21 protein-coding genes, 1 tRNA gene and 2 riboswitches are annotated in these 22947 nt (G+C 54.3%); of the genes, 18 read left to right on the forward strand and 4 right to left on the reverse strand.

Going from position 1 to position 22947, the window contains the following annotated elements:
- Positions 1–84: 84 nt before the first annotated feature.
- From JAO79_RS14915 to map, 4 genes are read right to left on the reverse strand one after another with little or no spacing between them, the layout of a single operon-like run.
- Positions 85–426, reverse strand: a complete 342-nt coding sequence (locus JAO79_RS14915; protein WP_199008026.1) for an ArsC family reductase — start codon at positions 424–426, stop codon at positions 85–87.
- Positions 423–1625, reverse strand: coding sequence for a succinyldiaminopimelate transaminase (gene dapC, locus JAO79_RS14920; RefSeq protein WP_199008027.1), 1203 nt, complete (start codon positions 1623–1625; stop codon positions 423–425). The genes JAO79_RS14915 and dapC overlap by 4 nt, the downstream gene beginning before the upstream one ends.
- Positions 1622–4267: a [protein-PII] uridylyltransferase gene (locus JAO79_RS14925; protein WP_199008028.1), complete on the reverse strand. Its 2646-nt coding sequence runs from the start codon at positions 4265–4267 to the stop codon at positions 1622–1624. Before JAO79_RS14925 ends, dapC begins: the two co-directional genes overlap by 4 nt.
- Before the next feature lies 1 nt (position 4268).
- Positions 4269–5039 (reverse strand): type I methionyl aminopeptidase, encoded by a 771-nt coding sequence (map, locus tag JAO79_RS14930; RefSeq protein ID WP_199008029.1) that lies wholly within the window; start codon positions 5037–5039, stop codon positions 4269–4271.
- A 251-nt stretch (positions 5040–5290) separates the two neighbouring features.
- On the opposite strand from map, the gene rpsB reads away from it, so the two are divergent.
- From rpsB to JAO79_RS15020, 18 genes are all read left to right on the forward strand, one after another.
- Positions 5291–6040 carry a 30S ribosomal protein S2 gene (rpsB, locus tag JAO79_RS14935; RefSeq protein WP_199008030.1) on the forward strand — a complete coding sequence of 250 codons (750 nt, stop codon included), beginning with the start codon at positions 5291–5293 and terminating at the stop codon, positions 6038–6040.
- Positions 6041–6131: 91 nt separating this feature from the next.
- A complete protein-coding gene (gene tsf, locus JAO79_RS14940; RefSeq protein WP_199008031.1) occupies positions 6132–7001 on the forward strand; it encodes a translation elongation factor Ts in 870 nt (289 codons plus the stop codon).
- Positions 7002–7195: 194 nt separating this feature from the next.
- Positions 7196–7930 (forward strand): UMP kinase, encoded by a 735-nt coding sequence (gene pyrH / locus JAO79_RS14945; RefSeq protein ID WP_133005034.1) that lies wholly within the window; start codon positions 7196–7198, stop codon positions 7928–7930.
- A gap of 18 nt (positions 7931–7948) precedes the next feature.
- Positions 7949–8506 carry a ribosome recycling factor gene (frr, locus tag JAO79_RS14950; protein WP_199008032.1) on the forward strand — a complete coding sequence of 186 codons (558 nt, stop codon included), beginning with the start codon at positions 7949–7951 and terminating at the stop codon, positions 8504–8506.
- Between the two features lie 62 nt (positions 8507–8568).
- Positions 8569–9339, forward strand: coding sequence for an isoprenyl transferase (locus JAO79_RS14955; protein WP_199008033.1), 771 nt, complete (start codon positions 8569–8571; stop codon positions 9337–9339).
- A 19-nt stretch (positions 9340–9358) separates the two neighbouring features.
- Positions 9359–10210: a phosphatidate cytidylyltransferase gene (locus JAO79_RS14960; RefSeq protein ID WP_199008114.1), complete on the forward strand. Its 852-nt coding sequence runs from the start codon at positions 9359–9361 to the stop codon at positions 10208–10210.
- Positions 10207–11391 carry a 1-deoxy-D-xylulose-5-phosphate reductoisomerase gene (ispC, locus tag JAO79_RS14965; protein ID WP_199008034.1) on the forward strand — a complete coding sequence of 395 codons (1185 nt, stop codon included), beginning with the start codon at positions 10207–10209 and terminating at the stop codon, positions 11389–11391. The genes JAO79_RS14960 and ispC overlap by 4 nt, the downstream gene beginning before the upstream one ends.
- Before the next feature lie 52 nt (positions 11392–11443).
- A complete protein-coding gene (gene rseP / locus JAO79_RS14970) occupies positions 11444–12793 on the forward strand; it encodes an RIP metalloprotease RseP (RefSeq protein WP_199008035.1) in 1350 nt (449 codons plus the stop codon).
- 45 nt (positions 12794–12838) lie between these two features.
- Positions 12839–15157, forward strand: coding sequence for an outer membrane protein assembly factor BamA (gene bamA / locus JAO79_RS14975; RefSeq protein ID WP_199008036.1), 2319 nt, complete (start codon positions 12839–12841; stop codon positions 15155–15157).
- A 43-nt stretch (positions 15158–15200) separates the two neighbouring features.
- The gene (locus JAO79_RS14980) at positions 15201–15698 is read left to right on the forward strand and encodes an OmpH family outer membrane protein (RefSeq protein ID WP_199008037.1); all 498 of its coding nucleotides are present in this window, start codon (positions 15201–15203) and stop codon (positions 15696–15698) included.
- Between the two features lie 40 nt (positions 15699–15738).
- The gene (gene lpxD, locus JAO79_RS14985) at positions 15739–16764 is read left to right on the forward strand and encodes a UDP-3-O-(3-hydroxymyristoyl)glucosamine N-acyltransferase (protein WP_199008038.1); all 1026 of its coding nucleotides are present in this window, start codon (positions 15739–15741) and stop codon (positions 16762–16764) included.
- Positions 16765–16778: 14 nt separating this feature from the next.
- The gene (gene fabZ / locus JAO79_RS14990; protein ID WP_199008115.1) at positions 16779–17213 is read left to right on the forward strand and encodes a 3-hydroxyacyl-ACP dehydratase FabZ; all 435 of its coding nucleotides are present in this window, start codon (positions 16779–16781) and stop codon (positions 17211–17213) included.
- Positions 17213–18004, forward strand: coding sequence for an acyl-ACP--UDP-N-acetylglucosamine O-acyltransferase (gene lpxA, locus JAO79_RS14995; protein WP_199008039.1), 792 nt, complete (start codon positions 17213–17215; stop codon positions 18002–18004). The genes fabZ and lpxA overlap by 1 nt, the downstream gene beginning before the upstream one ends.
- An 18-nt stretch (positions 18005–18022) precedes the next feature.
- A complete protein-coding gene (lpxB, locus tag JAO79_RS15000) occupies positions 18023–19201 on the forward strand; it encodes a lipid-A-disaccharide synthase (RefSeq protein WP_199008040.1) in 1179 nt (392 codons plus the stop codon).
- Positions 19201–19884, forward strand: coding sequence for a ribonuclease HII (rnhB, locus tag JAO79_RS15005; RefSeq protein ID WP_199008041.1), 684 nt, complete (start codon positions 19201–19203; stop codon positions 19882–19884). The genes lpxB and rnhB overlap by 1 nt, the downstream gene beginning before the upstream one ends.
- Positions 19885–19958: 74 nt before the next feature.
- Positions 19959–20035: transfer RNA gene (locus JAO79_RS15010), tRNA-Met, on the forward strand.
- A 291-nt stretch (positions 20036–20326) separates the two neighbouring features.
- Positions 20327–21940, forward strand: a complete 1614-nt coding sequence (locus tag JAO79_RS15015; RefSeq protein WP_199008042.1) for a methyl-accepting chemotaxis protein — start codon at positions 20327–20329, stop codon at positions 21938–21940.
- A 59-nt stretch (positions 21941–21999) separates the two neighbouring features.
- Positions 22000–22086, forward strand: a riboswitch (glycine riboswitch).
- Positions 22087–22185: riboswitch (glycine riboswitch) on the forward strand.
- A gap of 22 nt (positions 22186–22207) precedes the next feature.
- A complete protein-coding gene (locus tag JAO79_RS15020; RefSeq protein WP_199008043.1) occupies positions 22208–22825 on the forward strand; it encodes a trimeric intracellular cation channel family protein in 618 nt (205 codons plus the stop codon).
- Positions 22826–22947: the final 122 nt, after the last annotated feature.

A 22947-nucleotide genomic window follows, 5' to 3' on the forward strand; every position in this document is an offset into this window, starting at 1 on the left:
TTCTGAAGTTTAATAACTGAGTTCTTTTCCGCTGCCTTACGTCTCCTCTACTTGTGTAAGGAGACTGGGGCAGGGGTTAATCTGTTAGTTTGTCCACGCAGCCCATTCGTCTGCGTTAAAACCCACGGTAACCGTTTCGCCGCGTTCAACAACCGGGCGTTTAATGATGGAGGTGTTCTCCAGCATGACCTGGTGGGCACTTTGGGCGGTCATGGTATCACGAACCTCATCCGGAAGTTTTCGCCAGGTGGTGCCGCGCTTGTTGATCAGTGTTTCCCAATTCAACGATTGCTCCCACTCGGCCAGCTTTTCGCTGGTGAGGCCGTCTTTTTTGAAGTCGTGGAATTCATAGGCGATGCCGTTTTCATCCAGCCATTTACGGGCTTTTTTGACGGTGTCGCAGTTTGTGATGCCGTAGAGCTTCATGCGTTAAACCCTTTTACAAATTCCACAATGCGGTGAGCCGCTTCAACGCACTCTTCTACAGGTGCCACCAAGGCCATGCGAACCCGGTTTTCGCCGGGGTTGTGGCCGTCCACGGTGCGGGAAAGGTAGCGGCCAGGCAGTACATGGACGTTTTGCTGTGCCGACAATTCCCGGGCGAAGGTTTCGTCATCGAAGGGTGTTTCCGGCCAGAGGTAGAAGCCGGCATCCGGGAAGTCGACGTTCATCACTTCGCGCAGGATAGGCACTACCGCTTCGAACTTGGCGCGATACGCCGACCGGTTTTCTTTAACGTGTTCTTCATCGTTCCACGCTGCAATGCTGGCCAATTGATTATGAATGGGCATGGCGCAGCCGTGGTAGGTCCGGTATTTCAGGTAACCCGCCAATACGTCTGCATCGCCGGCGACAAAGCCGGAGCGCAGGCCGGGCAGATTGCTGCGCTTCGATAGGCTGTGGAACACCACGCAGCGTTTGAAATCGTGGCGGCCTATGGCGGCACAGGTTTGCAGCAGGCCTTCGGGCGGGTTGGCTTCGTCCGGGTAGAGTTCGGAGTAGCACTCGTCAGACGCCACAATAAATTCGTGGCGGTCGGCCAGTTCGATCACTTTGGTCAGAGTTTCACGGCTGACCACGGCGCCGCTGGGGTTGCCGGGTGAACACAGGAACAAGACCTGGCAGCTGGCCCAGACCGATTCCGGCACCTTGTCGAAATCCGGAATGAAACCGTTGCTGGCATCGCAAGGCAGGTAAACAGGATCGGCTCCGGCGAGGAAGGCGGCCCCTTCGTAAACCTGATAAAACGGGTTTGGGCTGACTACGGTGGCAGGTTTGCTCGAATCCACTACGGCCTGTACCAACGAAAAGATGGCTTCGCGGGTGCCATTAACCGGAACAATGTTGCGGGCCGGGTCGAGTGAGCCTTCGCGCAAATTGAAACGGCGAGTGGCCCAATTGGCAATCGTTTCGCGCAGTTCGTCGATGCCCTTGGTGGTGGGGTAGTTGGCAAGCTTGCCGAGGTTGTCGGCCACCACCTGCTTAACGAAAGCCGGGGCCGGGTGCTTGGGTTCGCCAATACCCAGTGAAATCGGCGCGAGATGCTCAGGCACGGAGATGCCGGCCTTTAGTTTCGCCAGTTTTTCAAACGGGTAAGGGTGCAGTCTTTCTAGGTTGGAATTCATTGAATCTCGTCCAGCATTTTGCAGAGGTGCTGTTGCAGGGCTTCGCACTTAGCGGGGTCGCTTAGTGGTCGGCCTTGTTCGTCAGTAATGAAGAAAACGTCTTCTACTCGTTCACCTAAAGTCGCGATTTTGGCGTTGGTCAGCCGAACCCGGTGTTCGAGCAGAACCTGACCAATCCGGGCCAGCAGGCCGGGGCGGTCGGGGGTAATGACCTCCATCAACGTTCGTTGGTTGATGGTGTCGTTTGAAAAGGTCACTTCGGTCGGGAACGCAAAGTGTTTGAGCTGTCGGGGCGTGCGCCGATGGATGATGTCCGGGTAGTCTTCCGGGTCATCCAGTTCTTCGATCAGTCGTTTGCGCACTCGCTCCTTTCGAGCTGGGTCGATGCCCAGTGGCTGCCCTTTCTCGTCCAACACGATGTAAGAGCTGATCGAGTGGGGGCCCTCGCTGGAATTGATGCGAGCATCGACGATGTTCAGGTTCAGTTGTTCCAGCACGGCGGTTGTGGCTGCAAACAGGGCGACCCTGTCCCGCATGTAGATGATGATCTGTGAGTAGCCGTCAGTTGGCCCTCCGCGGGTGTCCCGGATCAACACCAGTGGGTCTGGATTGTCACCGTGGCGGATGATCGCAGCAGTCTGCCAGGCGATATCGACGGTGGAGTCCTGCAAAAAGTATTCCTCATCCACCGTATCCCAGATCTGATCGATCTGTTCGTCGGTCATGTTCTGGGCGTTGAGGATTTCCCGGGCTTCTTCGCGGGTGGCGTCAATCCACGCTTGTCGGTTAACCGGTGTGTCTATACCGCGGCGTAATGCTCGCTTGGCTTCAATATAGAGCTGGCGCAACAGTGAGGCGCGCCAGGTGTTCCAGAGCTTGGGGTTGGTGGCGCTGATATCGCACACGGTTAACGTGTACAGGTAGTCCAAATGCGCCTGACTCGGGATGGCTCGAGCAAAGGCCTGAATGATGTCCGGGTCTGAAATGTCTTTACGCTGGGCAGTCATCGACATGAGCAGGTGGTTCTCCACCAGCCAGGCGATCATCCGGGTGTCGCGCTCACTTAAGTGGTGACGCTCGCAGAATGCTTCGGCATCCATGGCGCCGAGTTCCGAATGGTCGCCTCCGCGGCCTTTGGCGACGTCATGGTAGAGGCCGGCGATAAACAGGGTGTCCATTTTCGGCAGGCGATGAATCAGGCGCGAGGCCAAGGGGTATTCGGTTCTGGCTTCGTCGCTGGTCAGCCTGACCATGTTGCGGATCACGCGCATGGTGTGCGCGTCCACCGTGTAGATGTGGAACAGGTCGTGTTGCATCTGGCCAATGATGTCGCCAAATTCCGGCAGATAACGGCCCAACACGTTGTACTTCTTCATTGCCGAGAGCGTTTTGTGCAGCGGGTGGGGCGTGCGCAAAAGCTCCATGAACAGGCTGGTTACTGCGAGATCGGAGCGGAATACATCGTCAATCAGGTGCCGGTGCGCACGCAGTGAGCGGATGGTGGTTGCTCGAATGCCTTTGATTTCCGGATGCTGCGCCATCAGCACGAAAATTTCCATGATGGCGTAGGGGGCGTAGGCGAACACCTGGTTGTTGATGGCTTCGATGTAGAAGTTGCGCATTTGAAAGCGTTTGTTCAGAGGCCGGATTTCGTCTTCACCGCCACTGCCCAAAATCGCTTCGTCGTAGTATTGGAGAATAACGTCAGTCAGCTCTGCCAGCGCCAGCACGGTGCGGTAGTAAGACTGCATCATCAGCTCGACGCCGAGGCGTTTGCCTTCGTCTTTGTAACCCAGCATGGAAGCGAGGGCGCGCTGATGATCAAACAGCAGCCGGTTTTCATTCCGATCGGCAATGAGCTGCAGGCCGAAGCGTAAACGCCATAAAAAGGTTTCGCCTTCCAGCAACACTCTGTGCTCTTCATCGGTGATGATGCTGAAACGGGCCAACTCGGCGGTGCTCTCAAGCCGGAAATGCCGTTTGGTAATCCAGCCGATGGTTTGTATGTCCCGCAGTGCGCCGGGAGAGCCTTTGACGTTGGGCTCCAGGTTGTACTCGGTATCGCCGTACTTTTTGTGACGGCTTTGCTGCTCTTCCCACTTGGCGACAAAGTAATCTTTGTCGGACATCACGTCGTCCAGATATACCTGCTCGGTGAGATCCTCTCGAAGGCTGTCTTGCCCTGCGATGGTCCGGGTTTCCAGCAGGTTGGTCAGAATGGTGATGTCTTGTTTTGCCGCGGCAACGCATTCGTCAACACTGCGAACGCTATGGCCGATATCCAGTTTCAGATCCCACAACAAGGTGATGAAGGCGCTCAGATCGTCTTGCCACGCGCTTTCTGTACCCTTGCGAGTGAGTATGAGCAGGTCGATATCGGAATGGGGGTGAAGTTCGCCTCGGCCATATCCGCCTACGGCAACCAAGGCGATGTCGGGCGAGCTGGAAAAGGGGTAGCGATTCCAGATCAGTCGAAGCACCGTGTCTACTGTCGTCGCTCTGGCGTGCACCAGAGCTCTGACATCAGCGCCTTGTTGAAACGCTTCGGCATCGGCTTCGTAGTGATGCTGCAAATACTCTCTTGCCGCCACGACCGGGGAAGGGTCGTGGCTGATGCGCGGCTCCAGCTCGCTTGGGTCCACTTTAGAAGGACTCTTCTGAACGTTTGGTCAGAACTTCGTGGCCGTCTGCGGTTACCAGAATGGTGTGTTCCCATTGGGCCGACAATTTGTGATCTTTGGTGACTGCAGTCCATCCGTCAGCCAAAATTTTTGTGTGGTATTTGCCTTGGTTCAGCATGGGTTCGATGGTGAACGTCATGCCTTCTTGCAGCTCAAGACCCGTTCCCGGCGTGCCGTAATGCAAGACTTGAGGTTCTTCATGGAATACTGCGCCGATGCCATGACCGCAATAATCCCGGACCACGGAATAGCGGTGCTTCTCCGCGTGTTTCTGGATTACGTGACCAATGTCGCCAAGACGCGCACCGGGCTTGACCAGTTCAATGCCCTTGTACAGGCACTCCTGCGTGATCTGGATCAGGCGCTCTGAGCCGGGCTTAGGCTTGCCGACAATCCACATCTTACTGGTATCGCCGTGATAGCCATCTTTAATGACGGTTACGTCGATGTTGATGACATCGCCATCTTTCAGAACTTTTTTGTCGGTTGGAATGCCGTGGCACACAACATGGTTCACCGAGGTGCAGATAGACTTCGGGAAACCTTTGTAATTCAGCGGCGCTGGAATGGCCTGCTGTTTATTCACAATGTAGTCGTGGCAGATTCGGTCAAGCTCTTCGGTGGTAACGCCAGGTTTGACGTGCTCGCCGATCATTTCCAGAACTTCGGCTGCCAGGCGGCCGGCTACCCGCATCTTTTCAATTTCTTCGGGGGTCTTAATAGATACTTGCATCGGTCTTCCTGTTGTATGTGCATCAAGCCAGCATTTTAAGGGGCTGAAGCAATAGGTACAAGGAAGGTATTTGCCAAAAGTAATGGCGTTGCGGGAGCGGAATATGGTATAAACGCGCCCGCCGAAACAAAACTCGGTAAATTCACACACGTGTCAGCACGTTGTCCCAGGGTGCCGGCTCCTGCTTTAAGGAGACAGGTTGGGGCAATTGGATGCGTGGAGGCCTAACCCGAAGCTAAAAGGTAACTATCATGGCTCAGGTAAATATGCGTGACCTGCTGAAAGCAGGTGCTCACTTTGGACACCAAACCCGTTACTGGAACCCGAAGATGGGTAAGTACATCTTTGGTGCTCGTAACAAGATTCATATCATCAACCTTGAGCAGACTGTTCCTGCGATGAACCAGGCGCTGGATTTCATTCAGCAACTGACTGAAAGCAAGAACAAGATCCTGTTTGTGGGTACCAAGCGTGCCGCAGCCAAGATCATCAAGGAAGAAGCACTGCGTTCTAACCAGCCGTACGTTAACCATCGCTGGTTGGGTGGCATGCTCACCAACTACAAGACCATTCGTCAGTCTATCCGTCGCTACCGCGATCTGGAAGCCCAGAGCAAAGACGGTACTTTCGACAAGCTGACCAAGAAAGAAGCACTTGAGCGTACCCGCGAAATGGATAAGCTTGAGCGTTCTATCGGTGGTATCAAAGACATGGGCGGCCTGCCTGACGCGCTGTTCGTTGTTGACGTAGACCACGAGCGTATCGCTATTAAAGAAGCGAACAAGCTGGGCATCCCTGTTATTGGTGTTGTTGATACCAACAGCGATCCTGACGGTGTTGACTACGTGATCCCGGGTAACGACGACGCAATCCGCGCTATCCAGATCTACGTAAAAGCGGTTGCTGATACTTGCCTGGAGTCTTCCCAGACTGCCGGCGGCGCTGACGAGTTCGTAGAAGTTAGCGAAGATGCCCAAGGCGCTGCTCCAGCTGCCGAGTAATGCTTGACCGTCAGGTCTGAGTTATAAGGCATGTCCCTTTTTACCGGGCATGCCTTCCCACCGAATTTGTAACTGATTGAGAGGACTGAACATGGCTGCAATTACCGCTGCAATGGTCAAAGAGCTGCGTGAGCGCACTGGTCTTGGCATGATGGAGTGCAAAAAAGCACTGGTTGAAGCTGAAGGCAGTGTTGAAGCTGCAATCGAAGAGCTTCGTAAGTCATCTGGCCTGAAAGCTGCCAAGAAAGCCGGTCGTACCGCTGCTGAAGGTGTTTCTCTGGTTAAGGTTTCTGACGACAAGACCGTTGCTTTCATTCTGGAAGTTAACTCTGAGACTGACTTCGTTGCCCGTGACGACAACTTCATGAACTTCGCGAACGACGTTCTGAACGTTGCGTTTGAAAAAGGCGAAACTGACGTTGCGAAGCTGATGGAAGGCGATCTGGAAAGCAAGCGTGAAGCGCTGGTTCAGAAGATCGGTGAGAACATCACGGTTCGTCGTCTGGTTAAAGTTGAAGGTCCGGTTGTTGGTGGATACGTTCACAGCAACAGCAAGATCGCTTCCGTTGTCGCTCTGAGTGCTGGTACTGAAGAGCTGGCTCGCGACATCGCTATGCACGTAGCTGCGGTTAACCCGCGCGTAGGCAAGCCGGAAGACATGCCTGCAGACGAGCTGGCTAAAGAAGAAGCCATCATCAAGTCTCAGCCTGATATGGAAGGCAAGCCTGCCGAAATCGTTGAAAAGATGATGGGCGGCCGTATCAAGAAATTCCTGGCTGAAAACAGCCTGATCGAACAGCCTTTCGTTAAAAACCCAGAGCAGAAAGTGGGTGAGCTGATCAAAGCCGCAGGCGGCGAGCTGGTTGGCTTTACTCGCCTGGAAGTGGGTGAAGGCATCGAAAAAGAAGAAGTGGATTTTGCTGCTGAAGTGGCTGCGGCCGCTGGCACAGGCAAGGCCTGATCCATTTTTTGAGTACGTCTGTCAAAGACAGTCGTGCTACCTAAGTCTGCCACGTCAGCCGGGTTCGCCCGGCTTTCGTGGCGGGCTTGTATCTGAGATACCCCTTTTTAAGCGCTAGCCTCAGAGGGGTATGTCAGATACAAGCCTGCCAAAGGTTTGAAGCTGCACAGCCAAAAGACGAAAAGGGGATCACCATGCCGACACCGACATCTTCAACCAATCAACCCAGATATAAGCGTGTTCTGCTGAAGCTCAGTGGTGAGGCCCTGATGGGGGAGCACGAGTTCGGTATTGATCCTAAGGTACTTGACCGCATGGCGTTGGAAATCGGTGCCCTTGTGGGTATCGGTGTGCAGGTTGCTCTGGTTATTGGTGGCGGCAACCTGTTCCGTGGTGCAGCATTGAGTGAAGCCGGGCTGGATCGGGTGACTGGCGACCACATGGGGATGCTGGCAACTGTGATGAATGGCCTTGGCATGCGCGACGCGCTTGAACGTTCCAATATTCGTACTCGGGTTATGTCCGCGATCCCCATGAGCGGCATTGTTGAGCACTATGACCGCCGTCGCGCTGTGCGCGATTTGAAAGAAGGCGACGTGGTGATTTTCAGTGCGGGTACCGGCAATCCTTTCTTTACCACCGATTCAGCCGCTTGCCTTCGCGGTATTGAGATTGAGGCCGATGCCGTTCTGAAGGCCACCAAAGTGGATGGTGTGTATAACGCGGATCCCAATCTGGACCCCACCGCAGTAAAATATGATCGCCTGACCTACGATGAAGTGTTGGATCGCAAGCTTGGCGTGATGGATCTTACCGCTATCTGTCTGGCTCGTGATCACGGCATGCCTTTGCGGGTGTTCGATATGAACCAGCCAGGCGTTCTCACCCGCATCGTGACGGGAGAGAAAGAAGGCACATTGATTGAGTAATGAATTGAGGGTTTCGACGTGATTGACGATATTAAGACAGAAGCTGAATCGAAAATGAAGAAAAGCCTTGAGGCGCTTACCTCGGCTTTCAACAAAATCCGTACCGGTCGCGCTCACCCTGCGATTCTTGATAGCGTGATGGTGAACTACTACGGTCAAGACACCCCGCTGAAGCAGGTGGCCAGCGTAAACGTGGAAGACAACCGTACGTTGCTGGTTGCGCCCTGGGAAAAGAGCATCATTTCAGCGATTGAAAAAGCCATCATGATGTCGGATCTTGGCCTGAACCCGTCTAGCAACGGCGATGCCATTCGTGTTCCCATGCCCATGCTGACCGAGCAGACCCGTAAAGAGATGGTCAAGCAGGCGCGTGGTGATGCCGAGCAAGGGCGTGTATCTGTTCGTAACGCGCGTCGTGACGCGAACGGCATGCTCAAAGACCTTCTGAAAGAGAAGGAGATCAGCGAGGACGATTTGCGCCGTGGCGAAGATGAGATTCAGAAGCTGACCGACAAGTACATCGCCGAGATCGAAAAGATGCTCAAGGCGAAAGAAGAGGATCTGATGGCGGTTTAACCGTCAGATTGTTCAGAAACAGAGTGAGCAGTGGTTGAACGTGCCACTGCACAGAGGGTTTCATGACGGATCAAATAACCGCAGAAATTCCGGTGACGGCTAGCAGTCGTCCCCGGCATGTGGCCATTATCATGGATGGCAACAATCGGTGGGCGAAAGCGCGGCGATTGAAGGGAGTCGCGGGCCATAAAGCAGGAGTGGATGCGGTTAAAGCCGTTGTGGAAACCTGTGCGCGGCAGGGCATTGAGGTACTTACCCTGTTTGCCTTCTCCAGTGAAAACTGGCGACGCCCTAAAGACGAAGTGTCGGCGTTGATGCGCCTGTTTGTGATTGCGCTTGAGCGGGAGGTTCGCAAACTTCACCGCAATAACATCCGGTTGAGGATTATCGGCGACCGATCTGCGTTCAATCCCATACTCCAGGAGCATATGGAGAAAGCCGAGGCGCTGACCCGCGATAATACGGCGATGACGTTGGTGATCGCCGCCAATTATGGCGGGCACTGGGATATCACCCAGGCCACTCAGGCGGTCGCCGAAAAAGTTCGCGCCGGTGAGTTGGCTCCTTCCGATATTACCGATGATATGATTCAGCAGCATTTGAGTATTGGCGATTTGCCGATGCCTGACCTGATGATTCGTACCGCTGGTGAGCAGCGCATCAGCAATTTCTTATTGTGGCACTTGGCCTATACGGAGTTTTACTTCTCCGACGTTTTCTGGCCCGATTTTAAAGCTGAAGAGATGCTGAAAGCGTTAGAGGCCTATGGCACCCGCAAACGTCGTTTTGGCCAGACAGACGATCAGCTCGAATCACAAGCCACAAAACAATAACGACATAGCGATTATTACCGTGCTCAAAACTCGAATTATTACTGCTCTTATCCTTGCCCCGATTGCGATCGGCGGCATCTTCTTTTTGCCCGCGTTTGGGTTTTCCCTGTTTACCGGTGCCATCATCGCTCTTGGGGCCTGGGAGTGGGCAAACATGTCGGGTATTGAAGGGCAGGGTGGTCGCGTGTCATACGCTGTCGGCGTTGCCATTCTGATGGCCTTGATCGCTCAGCTCAACGTGCCCGCAGTGGCGGTTTTGTCATTGGCGTTTGCTTGGTGGCTGATTTGCTTTGGTTTGGTCAGCCGTTACCCGGGAGGCTCTGACAGTTGGGGTTCAACGCCGGTCAGGGCGCTGATGGGGTTGTTGGTGCTTTTGCCTGCATGGGTCGGTTTGAATCATTTGCGCACGGGCGTTCTGGAATTTGGTGCTTTGACCAACAGTCTGTTGGTGATTCTTTATATCTTCCTGATGGTTTGGGTCGCAGACATCGGTGCGTATTTCGCCGGCCGGGCGTTTGGCAAGGCTAAGTTGGCCCCTCGGGTTAGTCCCGGAAAGTCCTGGGCGGGTGTCTGGGGCGGTTTGGTTGCGGTTGGTGTATTGGCACTGGTGGCCAGTTACATTGCCAAAGCCAGTATGCACGAGACCCTATTGCTGCTCATCGCCAGCTTGTTTACCGGCTTCGTGTCGGTGTTGGGTGATTTGCTTGAAAGCATGCTCAAGCGTTTCCGTGGCATCAAGGACAGTAGTCAATTGTTGCCCGGGCATGGCGGCATTATGGACCGGATTGATAGTCTCACTGCCGCCATCCCGATTTTCGCGTTAATCGTTACCTTGCTTGGTTGGCTGAGCGCGGCCAGCGTATCTGTATGACCCGGCGCAGCGTTACCGTTCTGGGGGCGACGGGCTCCATTGGTTTAAGCACTCTCGACGTTGTTCGCAGGCACCCCGAACGCTTTTCTGTGTGGGCGTTGACCGCCGGAACCAAAGCGCAAGAGTTGGCCACCTTGTGTCGGGAATTCAAACCCGCTTTTGCAGTCATGGCCGATGTTGGCGCCGCCCGCAAGCTTGAAAGCCTGCTCGCAGACCAGCCAGAAACGACCGTTCTTAACGGTGAACAGGGTTTGTGTCAGGTCGCTGAGGCGGAAGCGGCGGATACGGTGATGGCCGCCATTGTTGGTGCGGCAGGGCTTGCGCCAACACTCGCCGCCGTTCGTGCCGGAAAACGGGTGTTACTGGCCAACAAAGAAGCATTAGTGATGTCCGGAAAGCTGTTTATGGACGCAGTGGCCGAATCAGGCGCGGAGCTATTGCCAATTGATTCCGAGCACAACGCTATCTTTCAATGCATGCCCGCCGACAAAGTGCGCAACCCCGTTGCGGCAGGCATTACTCGGATTCTGCTGACCGCTTCCGGTGGCCCTTTCCGTACCTTTACAGCTGAATCCCTGAATTCGGTGACACCGGCACAAGCCTGTGCGCACCCGAACTGGTCAATGGGCCAAAAGATCTCGGTTGATTCGGCCACATTGATGAACAAAGGGCTGGAACTTATCGAAGCCTGCTGGCTGTTTAACACCACCCCGGACCATGTCGAAGTACATGTACATCCGGAAAGCATTATTCATTCGATGGTGGAATATGCCGACGGGTCGGTTCTGGCTCAGATGGGGAGCCCCGATATGCGCACCCCCATTGCCAACGGTATGGCCTGGCCAGAGCGTATAGCAGCGGGCGTAGCTCCGCTTGATTTGTTCGCGATCGGAAAGTTTCACTTTGAACGCCCGGACGTGCAACGTTTCCCGTGTTTGCGTTTGGCGGCCGATGCCTTCGCAACTGGCGGAACGGCACCGGCTGTTCTCAATGCTGCGAACGAAATCGCGGTCGCGGCATTTCTTGAAGGTAAGCTGTCCTTTACCGATATCCCCGTTATCATAGAGCGAACGCTGGCGGCTACTGAAGTGGTGGATGCCGATAGCTTCGACACCATTTTCGCGAAAGATGCCGAAGCCCGTAAGCAGGCCAGCAACCAGATTGACTTGTTGTCGGCCTGATGTTGCCTCGGCGTTTCGTTAAGCTATAGCCCCGACTAACACCGGTAGACCTATGCAGATTATTCAAAGCGTATTGGCCTTAGCGTTGACTCTGGGCATCCTGGTTACCCTGCACGAGTACGGGCATTTCTGGGTGGCTCGTCGTTTCGGCGTGAAAGTTCTTCGATTCTCGGTGGGTTTCGGTAAACCGATTTTCTCTTGGTACGACCGGAACGGTACTGAATACGCCATTGCAGCCATCCCGCTGGGTGGCTACGTTAAAATGCTGGATGAACGGGAAGGCCCGGTACCGGAAGAACTTCGGGATCAGGCGTTTACGTCCAAGCCGCCTTCTCAGCGCATTGCCATCGCTGCTGCCGGCCCGATAGCCAATTTTTTGTTTGCCATTCTGGCCTATTGGCTAATCAGTGTGGTGGGGGTAACGACGGTCGCCCCTATTGTTGGTGATGTGGCTGCTGGCAGCACCGCTGAGCGTGTGGGGTTGCAGGAAGGCATGGAGATTCACTCGGTGGACGGGCACCGGGTAACGTCCTGGCGTGATGTCAATATGCGCCTGTTGGAGCGTGCCGGGGAGCACGGGCAGGTGTCTCTGGAAATCACCGAGAACGGTTCCCGGGGGGTTGTCTCAGGGCCGTTAGGCGGTTGGGCGTTGAGCGACGATGCGCCGAACCCATTGGCGGAGTTTGGTTTGACGCCCTGGCGCCCGGACGTGCCGGCGGTGCTAGGGCAGATTGTTGAGGACGGGCGAGCTCAAGCGGCCGGGCTGCAAGTGGGCGACCGAGTATTGGCAGTAAACGGCGAGCCGGTTCAGGACTGGTTTGAGTTGGTTGAATATATTCGCGGGGCGCCAGAACAGCCACTTGTATTGTCGATCGAGCGCAACAGTGCTCGCCTTGAGCTGGCGGTTACGCCGGGCGCGCGCACGCTCGACGAGGGGCAGGTGATTGGCTTTGTGGGTGCGGGCGCCGAGGCCATTTCATGGCCTGACGAAGCGCTCCGGGAAGTGCAGTTTGGACCTTTGGCTGCGATTCCGAATGCCATTCACGAAACCTGGGCGGATACCCGGTTAACTCTGGTTGCCATCAAAAAGATGGTAACGGGGCTCTTGTCGCCAACGAACCTTAGCGGACCGATTACCATTGCCCGGGTTGCGGAAGCCAGTGTCAGTTCGGGGTTTGAAGATTTCGTTCGCTTTCTGGCCTACCTCAGTGTAAGTCTGGGGGTTTTGAACTTGCTGCCGATACCGGTGCTGGATGGTGGCCACATCGTGTATTACACGATCGAGGCGATTCGCCGTAAACCCCTATCGGAACAGGCTCAAGAGCTAGGGTTACGAATTGGTATGGCTTTGATCCTGACTTTAATGGTGTTTGCTCTTTACAACGACCTGATGCGGTTGTGAGAATTGCGGGCTCCTTACCGCACATTAACCAGGCGATATAACTGAATGAGACGTTCTCTTCTAGCTGTAGCTGTTGGCCTCGCGATTACCGCAACCGGTATGAAGCCAGCGTTGGCGGACGAATTCACGGTTGCGGACATTGAGGTGGAAGGCCTGCAGCGGGTTTCTGCGGGCTCTGTGTTTTCCGCGTTTCCGATCAATATGGGCGAGCAAATTGACGAAGCACGTCTGGCGGCCGCCATAAAAGATCTGTTTCGTACCGGTTTGTTTACCGATATCGAAGTCAGCCGCGACGCTGGCGTATTGATTTTAACGGTACGTGAACGGCCTTCCATTTCGTCGATCGAAATCGAAGGCAACAAGAACATCGAAACCGATATGCTAAAGGATGCCCTGGCTGGTGCGGGCCTGGATGAAGGGCAGGTTTTTCGCCGGGCCACCCTAGAGCGCCTGGAGCTTGAGATTCTGCGTTCGTATATTGCGCAGGGGCGCTACAATGCTCGCGTGAAGGCAACAGCAGAAGAGCTGCCGCGTAACCGTGTCGCCATCCGGCTGGATATCAATGAAGGTTCGGTAGCCGCTATTCAACATATCAACATCGTCGGCAACCGCGAGTTCGATGATGAGACTTTGACGGATCTTTTCGAGCTTCGCAGCAGCAGTTGGTGGAACTCGCTCACCAATAGCGACAAGTACGCTCGTGAAAAACTCAGCGGCGATCTGGAAACCTTGCGGTCGTTTTACCTTGACCGCGGTTATCTGGATTTCAATGTTGAGTCCAGCCAGGTGTCGATCTCGCCGGACAAACAGCAGGTCTTCATTGCGATGGCTCTCAACGAAGGCCCGCAGTACACCATCTCCGACATCCAGCTTCGCGGTAACCTGATTCTTGAAGAGGAAGAACTGCGCAAGTTTATTCCGGTGAAAGAAGGCGATGTCTTCTCGCGCGCTCAGATGACGGCGATTTCCGAAGCCCTTTCGTTCCGCCTCGGTCGGGAAGGTTATGCGTTCGCCAGTGTAAACGCAGTTCCGGAGCCTAACGACGATCACACCGCCAAGGTGACTTTCTATATTGAGCCGGGCAAACGTGCCTACGTGCGCCGTGTGAATTTCGACGGCAACGTGTCTACAAAAGACGAAGTGCTGCGCCAGGAAATGACTCAGATGGAAGGCGGCGTCGCCTCTTCCGACCGGATCGAATTCTCCAAAACCCGCCTTGAGCGCATGGGCTTCTTCAAGACGGTTGATGTGGAAACGGTGCCGGTTCCCGGGTCCGATGATCTGGTAGACGTGAATTACAGCGTACAAGAACAGCCGACAGGAAGCTTGTCTGCTTCGGTAGGCTTTTCGCAGAACTCTGGCGTGATTCTTGGGGCGTCGGTTTCCGAGAATAACTTCTTCGGCAGCGGCAAGCGGGTATCGTTCGGGGTGAACTTCAGCGATTCCGTCAAGAGTGCGAACGTGTCCTACATGGATCCGTATTACACCGTGGACGGAGTAAGCCGCGGCTTCAGCGTGTTCGCTCGAGAGACGGATTACCAAGAAGAGGATATTTCATCCTACCTGCTGGATGAGTACGGTGCGCGGATGACGTTTGGTTACCCGACCGATTCCATTACCCGTCTGAACTTTGGTGTGGGTGTTACCCGATCAGATATCAAGAAAGGCGTCTTCTCTTCTGAGGAAGTCAGAACTTTTATTGAAGACGAAGGCGATTCCTTCACTAACTACTTCCTGTTTGGTAGCTGGCGCCGCAGTACCTTGAACCGTGGTGTGCTTCCGACCAATGGCTACAGTCATTCCTTGTCGTTGGACGTAGCCGTGCCGGTGAGCGATCTGACGTTCTATAAAGCGAGTCACCGCACGGATTTTTATTTCCCGCTGGTCGATAGTCAGCGATGGATTGTGCGGGCCCGAACAGAGGTCGGGTTTGGTGATGGTTATGGCGATCGTTCACAAATGCCGTTCTTCGAGCATTTCTACTCAGGCGGCTACGGTTCGGTCCGAGGTTACCGTGCCAATTCTCTGGGTAATAAAGCGACAAATCAGCCAAACGACTTCTCCGATCCGGACCCCTTCGGCGGCAACCTGTTAACGGAAGCTGGCCTTGAGCTGATCTTCCCGACCCCGTTTGCCGGAGATTCCCGAAGCATGCGTACGTCGTTCTTCCTGGATGCGGGGCAGGTCTTTGACACTGACCGTGGTTTCGACCCGGAACTGACCGAAGTGCGTACTTCGGCGGGTGTGAGCTTCCAGTGGATTACCGCCGTTGGTCCGCTCGCGTTCAGTCTGGCGAAGCCGCTGAATGATAAGAGTGGTGACGATACTCAGGTGTTCCAGTTCTCGCTGGGGCAAACGTTCTGACACGTAATATAAAAACGAAAACAGGAAATAAAGGAGAGTTTTGATGAAGCGTATTACAGCCGTTCTTGGTTCGCTATTGCTGGCCTTCTCTTTTCATGCTGCGGCAGATACTCGTGTGGGCGTGGTAGATCTACGCCAGGCGCTGTTTTCTTCGAACGACGCGCAGGCGTTCAGTGAAAAGCTGCAGAAGGATTTCGCTGCCGATGAAAACAAGGTTCGCGAAGCCCAGGAAGCCGCCCGTAAACTGAAAGACCGTCTGGAAAAAGACGGTGCGATGATGAATGAAAGCGAGCGCACCAAGCTGGCCACAGAGTTTCAGGAAAAGGTTCAGGAATTTAATTTCCTCAAACAGAGACTTGATTCCACGGTAGCCCAGCGTAAGCAGCAGTTCCTCGAAGGCGCGCGCCCAGAAGTGGATGCAGCGGTTAAAGAGCTATTGGAAGAGCACGGTCTTGATTTGATCCTGCCAAGCGAAGCGGTTGTTTATGTGAAGCCGGAAATGAATTTGACGCCCCAGTTGCTTGAAAAGCTGAACCGTTAATAACACAGGACCTCCCCGGTCCAGGTATTTGGAGATTAAAATGGCAGAAACATCCTACCGTCTTCAGGAAATTGCTGATGCGTTGGGGGCCAGCCTGCGGGGAGATCCCGACGCCCGGGTATCTGGTATGGCAACCCTGCAAGCGGCAGGTCCAGGCCAGATCAGCTTTCTGGCAAATCCTTCCTACGGAAAGTACCTGAAAGACACTAAGGCCGGTGCCGTTATTGTGTCCCCGGCAACGGCCGATCAAGCCCAGACCAATGTCTTGATTATGGACAACCCATACCTGGGCTATGCTCGCCTGAGTCATTGGTTTGACCGCACCCCCGTGGCTCCAGCCGGTATTCACGCCACAGCGTTCATTGACCCGAGCGCGACGATTGCCGCTACTGCCAGCATTGGGCCTCACGCCGTCGTTGAGGCCGATGTTCAGATTGGTGAACAGGTGGTTGTTGGCGCGGGCTCTGTAGTGGGAGCACGTTCTCGCATTGGCGATTGCTCGATTTTGAGCCCGCGGGTAACGCTTGCTCACGATGTTCAACTTGGCCAACGCTGCAATATTCTGAGCGGTGCCGTGATCGGAAGCGCAGGCTTCGGATTTGCCAACGAGAAGGGCCAGTGGCATCGCATTGCCCAGTTGGGAGGTGTGGTTTTGGGTGATGACGTTGAAGTAGGCGCCAATACGACGATTGACCGGGGAGCGTTGGAGCCGACCGTCATAGGTGATGGGGTAAAGCTCGACAATCTTATTCAGGTAGCCCACAACGTCCAGATTGGCGATCACACGGCCATGGCAGCGTTGACGGCTATAGCCGGCAGCACAAGCATTGGTAAATACTGTGTGTTTGGTGGTGCTTCTGCCGTAGCCGGGCACCTGGAAGTGGCAGATGGTGTCCACCTGACCGGCATGAGTATGGTCACCAATGATATCTCGGAACCGGGCGTGTATTCTTCCGGCCTGCCAGCAGATAAAAACCGGCAGTGGCGAAAAAATGCGGTTCGTTTCAGGCAGCTAGACGGCCTGGCGCGACGAATTAAAGAACTCGAAAAGAAATTTAAGGGCTGAGGCCGGTCATGACGATGAACATCGAAGAAATCCTGGAATATTTGCCCCATAGATACCCGTTTATGCTGGTTGATCGGGTAACCGACGTCGAAAAGAGTGTTTCGATCAAAGGCTATAAGAACGTCTCGTTTAACGAGCCGTTCTTTACCGGACATTTTCCGGATAACCCGATCATGCCGGGTGTACTGATCATTGAAGCCATGGCCCAGCTTTCTGGCATTCTCGGATTTGTGACTGTGGGGCGGAAACCGTCAGACGGCGTGATACAATATTTGGCTGGTTCCGATAAAGCTCGTTTTAAGCGTCCTGTGCGCCCTGGCGATCGCTTGGAACTCGAGTCCGAGCTTGTTTCTGCCAAGCGCGGCCTGTGGAAGTTTAATTGCCGCGCGTTGGTCGATGGCGACGTTGTGTGTGTGGCAGAAATATTAACCGCTGAGAGAGAAGTTTGATGGCGACAAATGACTGGTCGGGTGTCCATCCTCAAGCGATTGTGGACCCATCAGCCAAGCTGGGGGCTAACGTAACCGTAGGTCCTTGGAGTTATATTGGCCCGGATGTGGAAATCGGTGATAACACCGAGATTCTTTCCCATGTTGTTGTAAAAGGTCCAACGGTTATTGGCAAAAATAATCGTATATTCCAGTTCTCCAGCGTTGGAGAAGAATGTCAGGACAAAAAGTACGCGGGTGAGCCCACTACACTCGTTATTGGTGACAACAACACCATTCGCGAGAACTGCACTATTCATCGAGGCACCACTCAGGATCGCGGCGAAACCCGCATCGGTAGTGATAATCTGTTGATGGCGTATGTTCACGTTGCGCACGACTGTGTGGTTGGTAATGGCACCATTCTGGCGAACTGCGCGACCTTGGCTGGCCATGTCACGGTTGGTGACTTTGCTATTCTAGGCGGTGGCACGATGGTTCATCAATTCTGTCACATCGGTGCGCACAGTATGGCGGCCGGTGGCAGTATCGTACTTAAAGATATTCCTGCCTATGTTATGGCCAGTGGCCAATCCGCTCAGCCCCACGGCATGAATGTGGAAGGCCTGAAGCGCCGTGGTTTCAGCAAAGAAGACTTGTTGGCGTTACGGCGAGCCTACAAAGTTATCTACCGTCAGGGCTTAACCAGCGAGCAAGCGTTGGCCGAGCTAGAGCAAAGCTACGCTGACAACCCCGTGATGAAGCCTCTGATTGCCTCGCTCCGGGGATCGGACCGCGGCATCATCCGCTAAGTCGACAGGAGCCTGTCGGTGGCAGATGTTCAGGTTGAGCCAGTCAGCTTTCGTAAAGTAACCATTGCGATTATCGCGGGTGAGGCATCCGGGGATATTCTCGGTGCCGGCCTCATTCGGTCGCTTCGCTTACGCTACCCCAACGCCCGCTTTGTCGGCATTGGTGGTGACGAGATGATTGCCGAAGGGTTCCATTCCCTGGTTCCCATGGAGAGGCTTTCTGTGATGGGGCTCGTGGAAGTGTTGGGGCGCATCCGAGAGTTGTTCAGCATCCGCGCCCGTCTTCTCGATTACTTCTTCACAACCCCTCCTGATGTTGTGATAGGCATCGATTCTCCTGATTTCACGATTACTATCGAGCGCAGATGCCGCGAAGCGGGTATTCCTTCGGTGCATTATGTCAGCCCATCTGTTTGGGCATGGCGCCAAAAACGAATCTTCAAAATCGCCAAGTCGATCGACTTGATGCTGACGCTGCTACCCTTCGAAGCCCGCTTTTACGAAGAGCACAACGTACCCGTGGCCTTTGTCGGCCATCCACTCGCTGACCGGGTGCCGATGGAACCGGACACCTTGGCGGCTCGAGAAGCGCTCGGCCTGAATGCGGATAAACCGGTTCTTGCGGTATTGCCCGGCAGTCGCGGTGGGGAAGTCGAGCGCTTGGGCTCCTTGTTTTTGGAAGCATCCCGTTGGCTGCAAGGGCGTCGCCCAGATATCCAGTTGGTCATTCCTTGCGTGAATCGTGACCGCGAGAGACAAATTGAAGCGCTAGTGGAATCACTTGAGGTGAAACTCCCGGTGACTTTGGTGCGCGGTCGTTCTCGTGAGGTAATGGCTGCCAGTGACGTAGTGATGCTGGCATCCGGAACGGCCACGTTGGAAGCCATGCTGCTGAAAAAGCCAATGGTGGTGGGATATCGGCTGAGTAACTTCAGCTTTAAATTGTTGTCGCGTCTGGTCAAAGTGCCTTGGGTCGCCTTGCCAAACCTGCTCGCCAATAAAGAACTGGTGCCGGAGCTGCTGCAGGATAATGCGACACCTGAAGCACTGGGTGCGGCAGTGCTCGAACGGCTAGAAGATCAGGCTGGACGTGCCCGCCTGAAAGAGGCGTTTACCGAACTGCACGTTGCCCTGAAACAAGATGCCGATGAACGCGCCGCAGCTGCGGTATCGGAGCTAATCGAGAGCAAACGCTGATGCCTGCCAAAGAACTTCCGCCATTCGAGTGTGCCTATCAAGGAAAGCTTTTGGCGGGTGTTGATGAAGTCGGACGGGGGCCATTGGTTGGTGCTGTTGTTACCGCGGCCGTTATTCTCGATCCTGAAAGGCCCATCGCAGGTTTGGCCGATTCTAAAAAGTTAACCGAAAAAAAGCGGGTAGCGCTCTACGACGAAATTCTCGAGAAGGCCGCCGCGTGGAGTCTTGGCCGCTGCGAACCCGAAGAAATTGATCGGTTAAACATATACCAGGCCACAATGCTGGCCATGCAGCGAGCCGTAGACGGTTTGACGACCAAGCCGGAATACGTCTTGGTGGACGGGAACCGTTGCCCCAAGTGGAACTGGCCATCCGAGCCCGTGGTCAAAGGCGACGGCCGGGTAGAGGCGATCAGCGCGGCGTCAATCATCGCGAAGGTTACCCGTGATCGGGAAATGGACGAGCTGGAGGAAAAATACCCCGGTTTCGGTTTTGCCAAGCACAAAGGGTACCCGACACCGGTTCATCAGGAAGCTTTGATGCGATTGGGTGCAACTCCGGAACACCGGCGGTCATTCAAGCCGGTACAGGTGGCAATTGAAACGGTAGGTTTGTACCAGCAGCAGGGCAGTGGGGATGACGTTTTGAATTACCCAACCGATTTGTTTGAAGATATTGGTTGACGCGTCAGATAGTTATCTGTACTATTTGCGCCACGTTGATCGGGGTTAACCCCGAAATAAAACAACCAGTTTGATGCGGGGTGGAGCAGTCTGGTAGCTCGTCGGGCTCATAACCCGAAGGTCGTTGGTTCGAATCCAGCCCCCGCTACCATATAAAAGAAAGGCAGATCAGTAACTTACTGGTCTGCCTTTTTTGCTTTCTGCGTCTCGAAATTCCTCTGTGCTCGTCACCCTGCAGATTCAGCAGGAATACCTGGCCGCAGAGGCGTTCTGAGTCATGCCCAATCGTAGATTGCCGCATATCCTTCGCCTGAGTGGGTTTGAGTCTTTTTGTTGCTCAGTATGGCAACCCTAGGTCTGGCTTAATTCCGGTGCTTTGTAGCAAAACTGTCATCATTGCTCTCTAGGCTCGTCAAGAACATTTCGAAAGGCAGTTCGCGATATGAGTCTTACGGTCCGTCAGCGGTTGGTGGTGTTTTCCGGATTTTGTTTGATTGCGCTTTCTGGGCTGGCATGGCTTTCTGTGTCAGTGGTGGGGGACGCTCAAAAGGCAACGGACCGTTTGGTTCGGGAGCAGATGTCGGATGTGTGGTTGCTGACGGATCTTGATCGTAGTCATCGTCAGCTCAAAGACCTTGCTTATAAGATAAAGGCTCAGCTTTTATTGTGGAACGAGATCAACGAACAGTTCGAGGAAACTTCCGGCGCTATAAGATCTCAATGGCAGTCTGCGCTTAATAACCCCCGCTTGCAGAGTTGGGCAGAGGAGAACATGGCGGCACATCAGGTGGTTCTGGATCTTCTTGTGGCGCTGAAACAACCTATTGATGAGAAGAGCTACTATTCCGCCGGTAAAGTTGTCGATTTTCAACTGCACAAAGCGATTGATCCTATGCTGGCAGACATAAATACCCAACGCTCGGTGGGTCGTCAGCAGGCGCATGCAGGGTCAGTATCCTTGATCGAGTTTCTCGAACAGAAACAGTATTTGATACTCGCCGGTTCGTTCTTTGTTTTGCTTGGCGCTTTGCTTCTCACCTATTGGCTCCGCCGGACGGTAACCACGAGGCTTCAGTTGATCGTGGAGCGCCTCAGGATCATGGAGGCAACGTCAGACCTTTCCAGGCCACTTCCAATTTCCGGGCGCGACGAGGTAACGGCCGTTGCGCAGGCTATCAACGGGTTAATAGCCAAATTCTCCGTGTTTGTAGAGGATGTTGCCGCTGCCGCCGCCGCCCTGCAGCAGCGTTCTGGCAATCTGGATGCGCAGGCTGATGACGTTCAGGCGGCTTCAGAGCATAACAACCGGCAAATCCATGATGTGGTGTCATCTATGAGCGCTATCACGGAGAGTGCTGGTCAGATTGAGCGCTCCGCCGAGTTTTCCCGGGCTCAGGTTACGGATGCCGTCAAGGGCAATCAGGATGTTCAGGCTCTGCTGCGGGAGAGTGAGCAGGCCGCTGAACACGCCGTTGAGGTGATTAACCGAGTGGCAGGCGCCATCGAAGCGCTTCGTGGATCCAGCGAAAAAATAGAGAACGTCATTGGTGTGATTGCTGACATTGCCGAGCAGACAAACTTGCTGGCTTTGAACGCTGCCATTGAGGCTGCTCGTGCCGGGGAGCAGGGAAGGGGCTTCGCGGTTGTTGCAGATGAAGTGCGTAATCTTTCCCGCCGAACGGGGGAATCCACCACTCAGGTGCGTCAATGGGTTAGCGAGTTGATTAGCCAGGTTGACGGCGCTCATGGGTTACTGGGCGCGACCCGTAAGGCGGGTAACTCCAACCGGGAAACCTTGGGGATTCTGAAAAATCATCTTCTGGCACTCAAGAAGACCTTTGACGAGCTGAATCATTTTACAAGTGAGGTTGATGAAGCGATTGCCGTTCAGCGTGATGAGATAGGTCGTGTGGGACGGCGAGCGACTGCGCTGGGTGAAAGTTCCGAGTCGCTGCAGCAGCATATTGGCAGCACCAAGGCGGTTAGTGAGCAGCTACGAGAACAGTCCGAATCATTAAGAACCCTGATTGCTCGTTTTCAAGTTCAAGAAGCCTGAGCGAAAAAGCGGATTGCTTTCTGAATTGCTCGACCCCTTGGCTGTGTCTCTTTATAATGCCGCGCTCCGCAGGAGAGCGGGCTTGTCAGCCCCGCCGAAGGCGCAACCTCCCATAAACGCTCAGGCACATGTACTGCGGTCACCATTCAAAGCCGTCTGGAGAGAGGCTGCTGTGGCAGTCCACCGAAGGGGCAAGCAGAACCGGGTTCTGTAAACTCTCAGGTATCAGGGACAGGGGGAGAGGCAACAGAAATGCAGGAGTCCTGTATGTTGACCTCTATCTATATGATTGCCATTACCGCTGAAGCTATGTCCGGCGCTCTTGCTGCTGGTCGACGAAACATGGACCTGTTCGGCGTGGCTGTGATTGCTTTTTTTACTGCCTTGGGCGGTGGCACAGTCCGGGACATTCTTCTGGGTAACTTTCCGGTGACCTGGACCCAGCATCCTCGCTATATCTACATGACCATTGCTGGCGGTCTTTTGACGGTCGTGATCGCGCGTTTCATGCGCCATCTCAGCCAGCTTTTTCTCGTTCTTGATGCCATTGGTCTCGTGGCCTTCACGGTGATCGGCTGTAATGTCGCACTGGGGTTGGGGTATGACACCGTTGTTGTCGTGATGGCTGGAATTACCACGGGAATTTTCGGCGGTATTATTCGTGACATAATGTGCAATCGTACGCCTCAGGTTTTGTGCCATGAACTCTATGCCAGTGTCTCCTTGGTTGTCGCGATACTCTATTTGCTGTTAGTTCATGAAGGTGTGAGCGAGAACATTACATTGCTTGCCGCTTTCAGCGTTGGTCTTTTGATGCGCATGGTCGCTATTCGTTGGCGTGTATCGCTGCCGGTGTTCAGTTATTCGCAGGCGAGCTGGGAGTAGCTTCATCAGTTGTGACTGTTCGACGCAATTGGCCTAATCGGCTTCTGTCTTCGTCTCTATTACCATTTCTAAAAACGTGACATAAGTTCACATTATCCCCGCTCGAGTCATAAAGCTGACAC

Origin of the sequence: Marinobacter litoralis, from assembly GCF_016427555.1 — a bacterium.
In the GTDB taxonomy this organism is placed as follows: domain Bacteria; phylum Pseudomonadota; class Gammaproteobacteria; order Pseudomonadales; family Oleiphilaceae; genus Marinobacter; species Marinobacter litoralis_A.

Bases quoted from the DNA above. Each gene is read 5' to 3' on its own strand.
- JAO79_RS14915 (WP_199008026.1), bottom strand. From the start codon at position 426: ATGAAGCTCTACGGCATCACAAACTGCGACACCGTCAAAAAAGCCCGT.
- dapC (WP_199008027.1), bottom strand. From the start codon at position 1,625: ATGAATTCCAACCTAGAAAGACTGCACCCTTACCCGTTTGAAAAACTG.
- map (WP_199008029.1), bottom strand. From the start codon at position 5,039: ATGCAAGTATCTATTAAGACCCCCGAAGAAATTGAAAAGATGCGGGTA.
- rpsB (WP_199008030.1), top strand. From the start codon at position 5,291: ATGGCTCAGGTAAATATGCGTGACCTGCTGAAAGCAGGTGCTCACTTT.
- tsf (WP_199008031.1), top strand. From the start codon at position 6,132: ATGGCTGCAATTACCGCTGCAATGGTCAAAGAGCTGCGTGAGCGCACT.
- pyrH (WP_133005034.1), top strand. From the start codon at position 7,196: ATGCCGACACCGACATCTTCAACCAATCAACCCAGATATAAGCGTGTT.
- JAO79_RS14955 (WP_199008033.1), top strand. From the start codon at position 8,569: ATGACGGATCAAATAACCGCAGAAATTCCGGTGACGGCTAGCAGTCGT.
- ispC (WP_199008034.1), top strand. From the start codon at position 10,207: ATGACCCGGCGCAGCGTTACCGTTCTGGGGGCGACGGGCTCCATTGGT.
- rseP (WP_199008035.1), top strand. From the start codon at position 11,444: ATGCAGATTATTCAAAGCGTATTGGCCTTAGCGTTGACTCTGGGCATC.
- bamA (WP_199008036.1), top strand. From the start codon at position 12,839: ATGAGACGTTCTCTTCTAGCTGTAGCTGTTGGCCTCGCGATTACCGCA.
- JAO79_RS14980 (WP_199008037.1), top strand. From the start codon at position 15,201: ATGAAGCGTATTACAGCCGTTCTTGGTTCGCTATTGCTGGCCTTCTCT.
- lpxD (WP_199008038.1), top strand. From the start codon at position 15,739: ATGGCAGAAACATCCTACCGTCTTCAGGAAATTGCTGATGCGTTGGGG.
- fabZ (WP_199008115.1), top strand. From the start codon at position 16,779: ATGAACATCGAAGAAATCCTGGAATATTTGCCCCATAGATACCCGTTT.
- lpxA (WP_199008039.1), top strand. From the start codon at position 17,213: ATGGCGACAAATGACTGGTCGGGTGTCCATCCTCAAGCGATTGTGGAC.
- rnhB (WP_199008041.1), top strand. From the start codon at position 19,201: ATGCCTGCCAAAGAACTTCCGCCATTCGAGTGTGCCTATCAAGGAAAG.
- JAO79_RS15015 (WP_199008042.1), top strand. From the start codon at position 20,327: ATGAGTCTTACGGTCCGTCAGCGGTTGGTGGTGTTTTCCGGATTTTGT.
- JAO79_RS15020 (WP_199008043.1), top strand. From the start codon at position 22,208: ATGTTGACCTCTATCTATATGATTGCCATTACCGCTGAAGCTATGTCC.